The organism is Pseudomonas sp. NPDC098740, assembly GCF_044760065.1.
Lineage (GTDB): Bacteria > Pseudomonadota > Gammaproteobacteria > Pseudomonadales > Pseudomonadaceae > Aquipseudomonas > Aquipseudomonas rossensis.
In genome coordinates this window covers 375,781-388,604 of sequence record NZ_JBIWAM010000001.1, presented here as the reverse complement: position 1 = coordinate 388,604, position 12,824 = coordinate 375,781, and the positions used below count along the sequence as shown (strand labels likewise).

Sequence of the window (12,824 nt, the reverse complement as noted above, 5' to 3'; positions counted from 1 at the left end):
GGAGCGATCATTTATGACAGATTTTTCTGACCCCAGTTTATGTTCAAGCTTCAAGATATTTGTTAGCTACACCACGCGGGATGCGATTATAAATAGAGATTCTTTAGCATGTTTTCTGCGCCCCATTTCTACATTTGGCAAGCCTTTTATTGACCTAATTCATAACAATTCTAAATACAGACAGGCTCGCGTAGAAGCAGAATTAAAAAGCTCAAACTTGCTGCTACTCCTAGAAACAAAATCAACCAAACAGTCTCAATGGGTTCAATGGGAGATTAAAACTGCAGAAGCATACGGGATTCCAGTTAAGGCAATAAAAATTGGCAACGCCATTCCTTCCGAACAGCAAATAATTAACGCAATACAGAGTTATAAAACTGAAACGCGATCACAGCCAAGTGTGGTTCTGTAACTAGGCTTACGGATATAAAAAACCGCATCTCTGCGGTTTTTTTCTTTGTGACCCGGTTCTATGCGGCCTTGAGCATCGGCTAAAGGTTCATCCCTAAAAATTCGCCGGCGTATTCGCACTAATAATTTCTGCCTCATCCGCCCCAATATTCCGAAACCGATGCGGCAACGTCGTCGGAAAGTAATACCCATCCCCAGCATTCAAAACACTAATCTGCCCATCAACCGTCAACTCAACTGTCCCCCGCGTAACGAGCCCACACTCCTCCCCTTCCGAGTGCACAATCGGCTCTTCCCCCGAACTCGCCCCTGGCGCGTATTGCTCACGCAACAACCGCATCTGCCGGCTCGGCACCGATGCGCCAATCAGCAACAACCGCAATCCATGACGCCCGAGATCCGGCTGTTCATTGGCGCGAAACACGTATTGATGCTCACGCGGCGGCTGATCAAAGGTAAAGAAGTCCGCCAAAGACATGGGGATGCCTTCGAGCAGTTTTTTGAGGGAGCTGACGGAGGGACTGACGCGATTTTGTTCGATCAGGGAGATGGTGGCATTGGTGACGCCGCTACGCCGGGCCAGCTCGCGCTGGGAGAGTTTGTAGCTTTCGCGTACTAATTTGAGTCGTGAGCCCGTGTCCATGACAGCCTTATGCGAGGAATACTTAAGGGTTATGGGGGTGGATGGCGGGCGACTTTTGGCCGCGAAGATACCGCTTCCCTGTCCCGGAAATTTGAAAGGCGGGTATTAAATCACGTTTGGTTGTGTTGCTCAGCAGGTTCGATGGATGGGTGGGTAAAAAGGTTGTTTTGTCCTGAAGTCGGGGTGGTTTGGTCGTGAAAAGTGTAGGTGCGATTACTGTGTGTCAGTTGGGATTGATAGTGACTGGTATGGCCTCATGGCGAGCAAGCTCGCTCCCACAGTTTGGTTCTGGTTGGTCACAGATTTTGTGTATGCCATGGGTCTCTGTGGGAGCGGGCTTGCTCGCGAAGGCGGTGTGTCAGCTACATCATTGTTGGATGTTAAGCCGCCTTCGCGGGCAAGTCGAATCGTCGCACCGCCGCTCCCACAGGGATTGTGTCGCTTAGATACCGAACCGGTCACGCAGCGCGTAGTACGCGGCGCCCATGGCGGTGAGTGGGGCCTGGAAGGTGCGGCCGCCGATCATGGGCATGTGCGGTAGCGAGGCGAAGGCGTCGAAGCGTTCGGCGTCGCCGCGGATCATTTCCGAGATCAGTTTGCCGGCCAGGTGCGAGCAGGTGACGCCGTGGCCGCTGTAGCCTTGCATGTAGTAGGCGTTTTTCTCGATGCGGCCGAATTGTGGCATGCGTGACATGGTCAGCAGGAAGTTGCCGGTCCAGCGGTAGTCGATCTTCACGTCCTTCAGTTGCGGGAAGGTCTTGAGGATTTTCGGCTTGATCAGTTGCTCGATGTCGTCCGGTTCACGGGCGCCGTAGACCACGCCGCCGCCGTACAGCAGGCGGTTGTCGGCGGTGAGGCGGTAGTAGTCCAGCAGGTAGTTGCAGTCTTCGACGCAGTAGTTGTTTTTGATCAGGCAGCGCGCAACCTTTTCGGACAACGGTTCGGTGACGACGATTTGCGAGCCGCACGGCATGCTTTTGCGCGTGACGCGGTTGTCGAGGTCTTGCGGCAAATAGGCGTTGCCAGCGATCAGCAGGTACTTGGCGCGGACCACGCCTTTGGCGGTGCGTACGGTGATCGGTTCGCCGTAGGTGATTTCCACTGCGGCCGATTGTTCGTAGATTTTGCCGCCCAGGCCGATGATGGCCGAGGCTTCGCCGAGGGCCAGGTTCAGCGGGTGGATGTGGCCGCCCTGCATGTCGAGCAGGCCGCCGACGTAGTTGTCGCAACCCACTTCCCGCTTGATGTCCGCCGCGTCGAGCATTTTCAGGTTTTTGTTGCCGTAGCGTTCCCAACTGCTTTTCTGCTCGGCCAGGCCTTTGAGCTGCTTCTTGTTCAGCGCGGCGAAGATGCCACCCGGACGGTAGTCGCACTGGATGTCGTAGTGTTGTATGCGCTGACGAATGATGTCGGCGCCTTCGAAGATCATGCTGCCGAGCACTTCTGCGGTTTTGTCGCCGTAGCGTTCTTCAATGACATCGACGTCGCGACTGTAGGAGTTAACCAGTTGGCCGCCGTTGCGGCCGCTGGCGCCGAAACCGACTTTGGCGGCTTCGAGCACGGTGACACTGTAGCCGGCTTCGGCGAGGAACAGGGCCGAGGACAAACCGGTGTAGCCGGCGCCAATGATGCAGACGTCGCAGTCGACCGCTTGTTCGAGTACCGGGAAGTCGCCGGTGAAGTTGCGGGTGGCGGCGTAGTAGCTATTTACATGTGCTTGTTTCATAGGTTTCTCCGAGGGTCGCCGGCAGCGTGCCGGTGACCGTCGTTTTTTATAGGTATTAGAGCTTGATCCAGGTCGCTTTGAGTTCGGTGTATTTGTCGAACGCGTGCAGCGATTTGTCCCGACCGTTACCCGACTGCTTGTACCCGCCGAACGGCGCGGTCATGTCGCCGCCGTCGTACTGGTTGACCCAGACGCTGCCGGCGCGCAAGCCGCGCGCGAAGGTGTGGGCCTTGCTCAGGTTGCTGGTCCACACGCCTGCGGCCAGGCCGAAGATGCTGTCATTGGCGATGGCCAGCGCTTCTTCCTCGGTGTCGAAGGTGATCAGCGACAGCACCGGGCCGAAGATTTCTTCCCGGGCGATGGTCATGGCGTTGGTCACGCCGTCGAAAATCGCCGGTTCCACGTACAGGCCACCGGTGGCTTCGAGGGTGCGGCTGCCGCCGGCGATCAGTTGCGCGCCCTGGTCTTTGCCGACCTGGATGTAGCGCAGCACGTTGTCCAGTTGACGCTGATCGACGACCGCGCCGACGGTGGTTTCCGGGTCCAAAGCGTGCCCCGGTTTCCAGGCTTGCAGGGCTTCCACCAGCAGCGGAATGAACTGCTCGCGGATCGAACGCTCTACCAGCAAGCGTGAACCGGCGGTGCAGACTTCGCCCTGGTTGAAGGCAATCGCACCGGCCGCCGCTTGTGCTGCCGCGCGCAAATCCGGCGCGTCGGCGAACACCACGTTCGGGCTCTTCCCCCCTGCTTCGAGCCAGACGCGTTTCATGTTGCTTTGCCCGGCGTAGATCAGCAGTTGCTTGGCAATCGCGGTCGAGCCGGTGAAGGCCAGCACGTCGACGTCCATGTGCAACGCCAGTGCCTTGCCGACAGTGTGACCGTAGCCCGGCAGGACGTTGAACACGCCTTTCGGGATGCCGGCATCCAGCGCCAGTTGCGCGATGCGAATCGCGGTCAGTGGCGACTTTTCCGAAGGCTTGAGGATGAACGAGTTGCCGGCCGCAAGGGCTGGGGCGAACTTCCAGCTGGCCATGATCAGCGGGAAGTTCCACGGCACGATGGCGGCGACAACACCAGCTGGTTCGCGGGTGATGAGGCCGAGTTGGTCGTGGGGCGTGGCGGCAACTTCGTCGTAGATCTTGTCGATGGCCTCGGCGCTCCAGCGGATCGCGTTGGCGGTCGCTGGAATGTCGATGTTCATGGAATCGTTAATCGGCTTGCCCATGTCGAGGGTTTCGAGCAGGGCGAGTTCTTCCTGGTTGGCCAGGATCAGGTCGGCGAAGCGAATCAAAATGCGCTTGCGTTCTGCGGGTGCCAACCGCGCCCAGATACCGGATTCGAAGGTACGGCGTGCAACGGCGACTGCCGCATTGGCGTCGGCCTCGTCGGTGCTGGCGACGTTGGCCAGGAAACGGCCGTCGACCGGGCTCATGCATTCAAAGGTGTCGCCGCTGAGTGCCGGGCAGTATTGGCCGTCGATGAACGCGCGGCCTTCGAGTGTCAAGGACTGGAAGCGTTGCTCCCAGTCGCTGCGAGTGTTTGTCATGGTTGTGACTCGACGCAGAGGAATAAGTGATCGTTTGCCTGGCGCCCTGTAGGAGCTGCCGATGGCTGCGATCTTTTGATCTTGATCTTAAAAAACAAAGTCAAAAGATCGCAGCCTTCGGCAGCTCCTACAGAGGTATTTACCCGCCATCAAAGATGTGTCGTATCTCCATTTGGCGGGCAACTGCCCATCAGACGGTGTGCAAGTACCAGTTGTACTCAAGGTCCGAGATGGAGTTTTCGAACTCGGCCAGCTCGCTTTCCTTGCACGCCACGAACACGTCGATGTACATCGGGTCGATGTAACGGGCCATGACTTCGCTGTCGTCCAGTTCGCGCAGTGCATCACGCAGGTTGTTCGGCAGGCTCTGCTCGTTCTGCTCGTAGCTGTTGCCTTCAACCGGTGCGCCCGGCTCGATTTCGTTGGTCAGGCCGTGGTGAATACCAGCCAGGACCGACGCCATCAGCAGATACGGGTTGGCGTCGGCGCCCGCTACGCGGTGTTCGATGCGCACGGAGTCCGGCGAACCGGTCGGCACACGTACCGCCACGGTACGGTTGTCGATGCCCCAGCTCGGCGAGTTCGGTACGTAGAACTGCGCGCCGAAACGACGATACGAGTTGACGTTCGGACACAGGAACGCCATCTGCGCCGGCAGGGTCTCGAGCACACCGCCGATCGCGTGACGCAGTGCGGCGTTCTGCTCGGGATCCTCGCTGGCAAAGATGTTGTTGCCTTCTTTGTCGAGAATCGAAATGTGCACGTGCAAACCATTGCCCGCCTGGCCCGGATACGGCTTGGCCATAAACGTGGTGTCCATCTCGTGGTCGTAGGCGATGTTCTTCACCAGACGCTTGAGCAACACCGCGTAGTCGCAGGCCTTGATCGGGTCATTGACGTGATGCAGGTTCACTTCGAACTGCGCCGGGGCGCTTTCCTTGACGATGGCGTCGGCAGGAATGCCCTGCTCTTTCGCGCCTTCGAGGATGTCTTGCAGGCAATCGACGTATTCGTCCAGGTCGTCGATCAGGTAGACCTGAGTCGACATCGGACGTTTGCCGGAGACCGGCGAACGTGGCGATTGCGGACGACCGTTCACGTTGTCCTGGTCGATCAGATAGAACTCGAGTTCGAACGCGGCGCAGATGGTCAGGCCCATGTCATCGAACTTGCTCACGACCTGACGCAACACTTCGCGAGGGTCGGCGAAGAACGGCTGGCCTTCGAGTTCGTGCATGGTCATTAACAGTTGCGCGGTCGGGCGCTTCTGCCAGGGCTCGATGCTGAGCGTATCAGGGATGGGGAAGCAGATTCGGTCTGAGTCACCGATGTCCAGACCCAGGCCGGTGCTTTCTACCGTAGAACCGTTGATGTCCAGAGCAAACAGCGACGCCGGGAGGTTAATGCCTTTTTCGTAAACCTTATGAAGACTGGTGCGCTCGATGCGCTTGCCGCGCACCACACCGTTCATATCCGCAATCAGAAGGTCGACGTACAAAACCTCAGGATATTTCTTAAGGAATGCGTTTGCTTCGTTGAGTTGAACGGTACGCAGAGGGACCGACATGATGCACCTATTAGCTGTTAATTATTATGTTCACTACCTTGTTGCGAGCCCAGTCAACCCGAACGGCAAAGTGAAGTCAATAGCGAACACCTGACCTCTCAACCTTTATTTTCTGGCCTTTCTTGGGCACGAGAGTGCCAAATCAGTCTTGCGCACCGTGTAAATCCTGAAGATCGGACGTGTGGCGTTTAGAATTTTTTACATGAGAGTTGTTAATTAAAATCAACAAGGCTAAGCTCCGGAAAAGCTCGTTCAAGTGTGAAACTTCGAGGTGATAAAAATGGCACTCAAGCCATTGATCGGCGTTACTGCATGCGTCAAACAGATTGGCCTGCACCCCTACCATGTCAGCGGCGACAAGTACTTGCGTGCTGTCAGCGTCGCGGCTTTGGGGCTGCCGGTCGTCATTCCTTCTTTAGGCGATCTGACCGAAATCGATGACCTGCTCGCGCAGCTCGACGGTCTGCTGCTGACCGGCTCACCCTCGAATGTGGAACCTTTCCACTATCAAGGCCCCGACAGCGCCCCCGGCACGGATCACGATCCGCAACGGGACGCCACGACCCTTCCCTTATTGCGTGCGGCCATTGCGGCGGGCGTTCCGGTACTTGGCATCTGCCGGGGCTTCCAGGAAATGAACGTGGCGTTCGGTGGCAGCCTGCATCAGAAGGTCCACGAACTCCCCGGCATGCTTGATCACCGGGAAGCGAATCATCCGGACCTGGCCGTGCAATACGCACCGGCGCATGCGGTCAACGTGCAACCGGGCGGTGTGTTCGAGGCGCTGGATTTGCCGCAGGTGTTCCAGGTCAATTCGATTCACAGCCAGGGCATCGACCGACTGGCGCCCGGCCTGCGTGCGGAAGCCGTCGCACCGGATGGCCTGATCGAAGCGATCTCGGTGGAACACAGCCCGACCTTCGCCGTCGGTGTGCAGTGGCACCCGGAATGGCAGGTGCTTTCGAATCCGCCCTACTTGAGTATTTTCCAGGCGTTCGGTGATGCATGCCGGCGACGGGCGGCGCTACGTAACAAGGGCTGACTCCAAACATGATTGATCCATTTACTGCCCCCGTGAGTCAGGCGGGCGTGCCTTTGCGCGCCAGTCCCTCACGACAACAACAAACGCGATAACAACAAGTACCACCAGGCAGCCAGGACGGCGGCGCCGAATAAGCCCACTCAGTGCGGGCCAGAAAGTCAAACGCAAATCCCTGTGGGAGCGAGCTTGCTCGCGATGAGGGCGGCCCAGTCAACATTGATGTCGACTGACACACCGCCATCGCGAGCAAGCTCGCTCCCACAGGGGATCAGCGATATGACGGACTGGCCTCACCGACTTGAGCTTGCAATCAACTATTAAGTCAGGCCGCGTTGGCCCGACGACTGAAACCTGTTGGGAGTTTCACATGGCAAACGCCTCCAGCATCTACAGGAAGGCTCTTGAAGGTCACCAGTCACCGAAAAAGGTGCTGGTGAAAGTCGACCGCGTCACCAAGAAATTCGACGAAACCACCGCGGTGGACGATGTCTCGCTTGAGATCCATCAAGGGGAAATCTTCGCCCTGCTCGGCGGTTCCGGCTCCGGTAAATCGACCCTGCTGCGCATGCTCGCAGGTTTCGAGCGCCCGACCGAAGGGCGGATTCTGCTCGACGGTGTCGACATCACCGACATGCCGCCGTACGAACGGCCGATCAACATGATGTTCCAGTCCTACGCGCTGTTCCCGCACATGACGGTGGCGCAGAACATCGCCTTCGGCCTGAAGCAGGATCGTCTGTCCGCCAGCGAAATCGACGCCCGCGTTGAAGAGATGCTGCGACTGGTGCACATGACCCAATATGCCAAGCGCAAACCGCATCAACTGTCCGGCGGTCAGCGTCAGCGTGTGGCATTGGCTCGCTCCCTGGCCAAGCGTCCGAAGCTGTTGCTGCTCGACGAACCGATGGGCGCGCTGGATAAGAAGCTGCGTTCGCAGATGCAACTGGAGCTGGTGGAGATCATCGAGCGGGTCGGCGTGACCTGCGTGATGGTGACCCACGATCAGGAAGAGGCCATGACCATGGCCCAACGCATCGCGATCATGCACCTCGGCTGGATCGCGCAGATCGGCAGCCCGGTGGACATTTATGAGGCGCCGGTCAGCCGCATGGTCTGCGAATTCATCGGCAACGTGAACGCCTTCGACGGCACGGTTGTGGAAGACCTTGAGGGGCACGCGATCATTCACAGCCCGGACCTGGAGCAGAAGATTTACGTCGGCCACGGCGTGAGTACGTCGGTGCAAGACAAGTCGATCACCTACGCCATCCGCCCGGAAAAACTGCTGGTCAGTACCACCAAACCCGAGACCCGCTACAACTGGTCCAGTGGCAAGGTGCATGACATCGCCTACCTCGGCGGCCACTCGGTGTTTTACGTGGAACTGCCTGGCGGCAAGGTTGTGCAGTCGTTAATGGCCAATGCCGAACGCCGTGGCGCGCGACCGACCTGGGACGATCAAGTCTACGTGTGGTGGGAAGACGACAGCGGCGTGGTACTGCGCTCATGAAAACACTCAATCAGCAGTTTATGCGGCTGATGCCGAGTGGTCGAAAGCTCGTCATCGGGGTTCCTTTCCTGTGGCTGTTCCTGTTCTTCATGTTGCCATTCTTCCTGGTGATGAAGATCAGCTTCTCGGAAGCGGCCCTGGCCATTCCGCCTTACTCGGAGATCTACACCTTCGCCGAGCAGAAATTTCAGCTGCTGCTGAACCTCGGCAACTACAGTTTGCTGACCCAGGATGAGCTGTACATCTCGGCCTACTTTGGCTCGTTGAAGGTCGCCTTCTTCAGCACGCTGATGTGCCTGGTGATCGGTTTTCCGATGGCCTACGCCATCACCAAGGCCAGCAAGGAATCGCAAAACGTTTTGCTGCTGCTGATCATGATGCCGACCTGGACGGCGATCCTGATCCGCGTCTACGCGTGGATGGGCATTCTCAGCAACAACGGTTTGCTCAACGGCTTCCTGATGTGGACCGGGCTGACGTCGCACCCGATCGAGATTCTCAACACCAACACCGCTGTGTATATCGGCGTGGTGTATGCGTATCTGCCATTCATGGTGCTGCCGCTGTACGCCAACCTGGTCAAGCACGATCAAAGCCTTCTGGAAGCGGGTTCGGACCTGGGTTCGAGCAACTTCAACAACTTCTGGAAAATCACCGTGCCGTTGGCCAAGAACGGGATCATCGCCGGCTGCATGCTGGTGTTCATTCCGGTTGTCGGTGAGTTCGTGATTCCGGAACTGCTGGGCGGCCCGGAGACCCTGATGATCGGTCGCGTGCTGTGGCAAGAGTTCTTCAATAACCGCGACTGGCCGGTGGCGTCTGCCCTGGCGGTGGTGATGCTGTTGATCCTGATTGTGCCAATTCTGCTGTTCAACCGCAGTCAGGCCAAAGAGATGGAGGCACGGGGATGAAACGCTTCGGATTTTCAAAGTTCATGCTGATTTTCGGTCTGTCGTTTATCTACCTGCCGATGTTGATTCTGGTGATCTACTCGTTCAATGCCTCGAAACTGGTAACCGTATGGGGCGGCTGGTCGTTCAAGTGGTACGCCGGCCTGCTCGATAACTCGCAACTGATGGGTTCGGTGGTGCGTTCGCTGGAAATCGCCTGCTACACCGCGATTGCTGCGGTGGCGCTGGGGACGTTGGCGGCGTTTGTGCTGACTCGCGTCACGCGCTTCAAGGGCCGCACATTGTTCGGTGGTTTGGTGACGGCGCCGCTGGTGATGCCGGAAGTGATCACCGGTCTTTCGCTGTTACTGCTGTTCGTGGCGATGGCGCAGTTGATTGGCTGGCCGCAGGAACGTGGCATCGTCACCATCTGGATCGCCCACACCACCTTCTGTGCGGCGTATGTGGCGGTGGTGGTTTCGGCGCGCTTGCGTGAGCTGGACCTGTCCATCGAAGAAGCGGCCATGGACCTCGGGGCGAAGCCGTTCAAGGTGTTTTTCCTGATCACCATTCCGATGATCGCGCCGTCACTGGCGGCCGGCGGCATGATGTCGTTTGCCCTGTCGCTAGATGACCTGGTGTTGGCGAGTTTCGTGTCCGGCCCGGGTTCCACGACCCTGCCGATGGAAGTGTTCTCGGCGGTGCGTCTGGGCGTGAAGCCTGAGATCAATGCCGTGGCCAGCCTGATTCTGCTCGCCGTATCGATCGTGACCTTCATGGTCTGGTACTTCAGCCGCCGCGCCGAAGCCACCCGCAAACGTGCGATCCAGGAAGCGATGGACCAGACCGCCAGCGAATCCTGGCAGCAACCTAAAAAGCAAATGGTAGAAGCGACGGCCTAGTGCCGTCGCGTTTCACAGCTTTGCGTATTGAATAAAAAAAGAATGGAGTTGTACCGATGAAAATGTTTGGCAGGACTCTGCTGACACTGTCCTTATTGGGCGCGATTGCCACCGGCGCCCAGGCCAATGACAAGGTACTGCGCGTCTACAACTGGTCGGATTACATCGCCCCGGACACCGTCAAAAAGTTCGAAGACGAGACCGGCATCCGCGTGACCTACGATGTGTTCGACAGCAATGAAACCCTGGAGGCACGGCTGCTCGCCGGCAAATCCGGCTACGACATCGTCGTGCCGTCCAACAGTTTCCTGGCCAAGCAGATCAAGGCTGGCGTCTATCAGGAACTGGATAAGTCGAAGCTGCCGAACTGGAAAAACCTCAACCCGGTCCTGCTGAAAAATGCTGCCGCCAGCGACCCGGATAACGGCCACGCCTTCCCGTACATGTGGGGCTCGATTGGCATCGGCTTCAACCCGGAGAAGGTCAAGGAAGTGCTCGGCAGCAATGCGCCGACCAACTCCTGGGACTTGCTGTTCAAACCGGAAAACGCCGCGAAGCTGAAAGCGTGCGGCATCAGTTTCCTTGATTCGCCGACCGAGATGCTCCCGGCCGCCCTGCACTATCTGGGTTACCCGGTGAACTCGCAGAACAAGGATCAGATCGCCGAAGCTGAAGCGCTGTTCATGAAGATTCGTCCTTCGGTGGCGTACTTCCATTCGTCGAAATACATCTCGGACCTGGCCAACGGCAACATCTGCGTGGCGGTCGGTTACTCCGGCGATGTGCTGCAAGCCAAGGCGCGCGCCCAAGAAGCTGGCGATAAGGTGAAGGTCGATTACAGCATTCCCAAGGAAGGCGCGGGCAGTTTCTACGACATGGTCGCGATCCCTCGGGACGCAGCGAACGTCGAGAACGCTTACCTGTTCATGAACTTCCTGATGCGCCCGGACATCATCGCCGAGATCACCAACAACATCGGCTATAGCAACGCCAACGCGGCGGCTACACCTTTGGTGGATGAAGCGATTCGGGATGATCCGGGGTCGTATCCGTCGCAGGCTGTGATGGCGACGTTGTATGCGATTCCGGACATGCCGATTGGTGTTCAGCGGGTGATGACCCGCGGGTGGACGCGAGTGAAGCTCGGCAAGTAACCACGAAAATCCGCTTCTGTAGGAGCTGTCGAGTGCAACGAGGCTGCGATCTTTTGATCTTGTTTTTTCCGGATCAAGATCCAAAGATCGCAGCCTCGTTGAACTCGACAGCTCCTACAGGGGGTTGTGGACACCCTGAATTCTGTTTTCCGTTCACGCAGCGCCTTACCACCGCTGCACTCCTATCTGTAGAACGGCCTCACCTGGCTTCCTCGGTTAAGGTGAATTTGGGCGCCCTCCTCGGGCGCCTTTTTTTATGATGGAGCGAGCGGCCACTCGGCCAGCGCTCGGTAGCGGCCCTTATGGGATTCGAACAAGGTGAAGTGATCGGCCCGCAGATAGAACTCGGGCGGCGTCGCGGACTCTGGCACCGGCACTCGGTAATCACGCATCAGCGTCAGGTGCGGCCGAAACGCCTTCGGCGAATCCTCAAACCCGAACGGCAGCATCGCCTGCTCAAGCGCATACACCAGCCGAAGCAACTCCGGCGATGCCTGCTCTGGCGCGAGCACCAACACCCCTGCCCTGCGCCAGACATCCAGCCGATCAAGCGCAACCTTCAAAGGCACACCCGGCGTTCGAATATTGGCAGCAGCCGAACAGATATCGGCGATTTGCGCCACCTCGACAGCGCCCAAAAACATCAACGTCAGATGAAAGTTCTCCACCGGTACCGGGCGTCCGCTCCTGAGTTCAAGTGCGCTGCGCCATTGGGCAATGGCCCGACGTTGCTCGGGTGTGCAGTTCAGGGCAAAAAACAGTCGTTTTAACGGCTCATGGGATTCGTCGCTCATATCTGGCACCTCCTGACATCCAAGTTATAGTTCATGCAAACGATTCAACTGGAGGGGGCCATGCGGGAGATCATCAGCAAGGAACCATGGTGGGCCGTGCCACCGAAACCCGGTCAGGATGAGTCCGAGCTGGAATGGGGCTGGCTGGTTCATTACAACGAAGGTGAGCCGCGCTTCGAGTTCATCAAAGAGCGGCCGACGGACAGCGAGATTCGTAATCGCAAGAGTTGCAGGACCACCCCGACGCCGGAGTGATCCTGTCGTTTGTTTCAGGCTTTTACGATCATTTCGAACCCGCCAAAGATCAGCCTCTGGCCATCGAACGGCATCGGGTTGACGTCTGGCTGCATGCGCGGATCGGTCATGAGTTTTTCCATGCCTGCATCGCGGGTAGCCTTGTCCGGCCAGACGATCCAGGAAAACACCACGGTTTCGTCTTCCTTGAGTTTTACCGCCATCGGAAACGAGGTCACTTTGCCGTCAGGGACGTCGTCGCCCCAGCATTCGGCGACGCTGAGGGCACCGCTTTCCTTGAAAATGACAGCGGCGGTTTCGGCGTGCTTCTTGAATTTTTCGCGGTTGGCGGTGGGTACGGCTGCGATGAAGCCATCAACGTAGGACATGGTCATTCTCCTTGGG

The 12,824-nt window shown here is 57.9% G+C and carries 13 protein-coding genes; 7 read left to right on the top strand and 6 right to left on the bottom strand.

The features are described 5' to 3' along the window. Positions 1-13 precede the first annotated feature (13 nt). Positions 14-412, top strand: coding sequence for a TIR domain-containing protein (locus ACIQU2_RS01960; protein WP_403138069.1), 399 nt, complete (start codon positions 14-16; stop codon positions 410-412). 93 nt (positions 413-505) lie between these two features. On the opposite strand, the gene ACIQU2_RS01955 is transcribed toward ACIQU2_RS01960, so the two are convergent. The 4 genes from ACIQU2_RS01955 to ACIQU2_RS01940 all read right to left on the bottom strand — a co-directional run bounded on the left by ACIQU2_RS01955 (position 506) and on the right by ACIQU2_RS01940 (position 5,893). Continuing rightward, positions 506-1,054, bottom strand: a complete 549-nt coding sequence (locus ACIQU2_RS01955; RefSeq protein WP_007895886.1) for a cupin domain-containing protein — start codon at positions 1,052-1,054, stop codon at positions 506-508. Between the two features lie 442 nt (positions 1,055-1,496). Then, positions 1,497-2,780, bottom strand: a complete 1,284-nt coding sequence (locus tag ACIQU2_RS01950) for an NAD(P)/FAD-dependent oxidoreductase (protein ID WP_403138065.1) — start codon at positions 2,778-2,780, stop codon at positions 1,497-1,499. A 55-nt stretch (positions 2,781-2,835) separates the two neighbouring features. Beyond that, on the bottom strand, positions 2,836-4,326 hold the full coding sequence (locus ACIQU2_RS01945) for an aldehyde dehydrogenase (protein WP_403138062.1): 1,491 nt from the start codon (positions 4,324-4,326) through the stop codon (positions 2,836-2,838). 190 nt (positions 4,327-4,516) lie between these two features. Then, positions 4,517-5,893: a glutamine synthetase family protein gene (locus tag ACIQU2_RS01940; RefSeq protein ID WP_033056466.1), complete on the bottom strand. Its 1,377-nt coding sequence runs from the start codon at positions 5,891-5,893 to the stop codon at positions 4,517-4,519. 280 nt (positions 5,894-6,173) lie between these two features. On the opposite strand from ACIQU2_RS01940, the gene ACIQU2_RS01935 reads away from it, so the two are divergent. The 5 genes from ACIQU2_RS01935 (at position 6,174) to ACIQU2_RS01915 (ending at position 11,391) form a co-directional block, all read left to right on the top strand. Further along, the gene (locus ACIQU2_RS01935) at positions 6,174-6,935 is read left to right on the top strand and encodes a gamma-glutamyl-gamma-aminobutyrate hydrolase family protein (RefSeq protein ID WP_403138060.1); all 762 of its coding nucleotides are present in this window, start codon (positions 6,174-6,176) and stop codon (positions 6,933-6,935) included. Between the two features lie 367 nt (positions 6,936-7,302). Further along, the gene (potA, locus tag ACIQU2_RS01930; RefSeq protein ID WP_403138058.1) at positions 7,303-8,445 is read left to right on the top strand and encodes a polyamine ABC transporter ATP-binding protein; all 1,143 of its coding nucleotides are present in this window, start codon (positions 7,303-7,305) and stop codon (positions 8,443-8,445) included. A 29-nt stretch (positions 8,446-8,474) separates the two neighbouring features. Beyond that, the gene (locus tag ACIQU2_RS01925; RefSeq protein WP_403138307.1) at positions 8,475-9,356 is read left to right on the top strand and encodes an ABC transporter permease subunit; all 882 of its coding nucleotides are present in this window, start codon (positions 8,475-8,477) and stop codon (positions 9,354-9,356) included. Next, the gene (locus ACIQU2_RS01920) at positions 9,353-10,237 is read left to right on the top strand and encodes an ABC transporter permease subunit (RefSeq protein ID WP_347804263.1); all 885 of its coding nucleotides are present in this window, start codon (positions 9,353-9,355) and stop codon (positions 10,235-10,237) included. Before ACIQU2_RS01925 ends, ACIQU2_RS01920 begins: the two co-directional genes overlap by 4 nt. A 56-nt stretch (positions 10,238-10,293) precedes the next feature. Continuing rightward, positions 10,294-11,391 (top strand): polyamine ABC transporter substrate-binding protein, encoded by a 1,098-nt coding sequence (locus tag ACIQU2_RS01915; protein ID WP_095132240.1) that lies wholly within the window; start codon positions 10,294-10,296, stop codon positions 11,389-11,391. A 254-nt stretch (positions 11,392-11,645) separates the two neighbouring features. Here the strand turns inward: ACIQU2_RS01915 and thpR are convergent, their stop codons facing one another. Continuing rightward, positions 11,646-12,185, bottom strand: coding sequence for an RNA 2',3'-cyclic phosphodiesterase (thpR, locus tag ACIQU2_RS01910; RefSeq protein WP_347804261.1), 540 nt, complete (start codon positions 12,183-12,185; stop codon positions 11,646-11,648). 60 nt (positions 12,186-12,245) lie between these two features. Between thpR and ACIQU2_RS01905 the strand changes: the two genes are divergently transcribed. Next, complete coding sequence (locus ACIQU2_RS01905; RefSeq protein ID WP_008151815.1) at positions 12,246-12,440, top strand: hypothetical protein; 195 nt, start codon at positions 12,246-12,248, stop codon at positions 12,438-12,440. Between the two features lie 14 nt (positions 12,441-12,454). On the opposite strand, the gene ACIQU2_RS01900 is transcribed toward ACIQU2_RS01905, so the two are convergent. Next, entirely contained in the window at positions 12,455-12,808 is a 354-nt protein-coding gene (locus ACIQU2_RS01900) for a DUF1428 domain-containing protein (RefSeq protein WP_347804260.1), read from the bottom strand. Positions 12,809-12,824 lie beyond the last annotated feature (16 nt).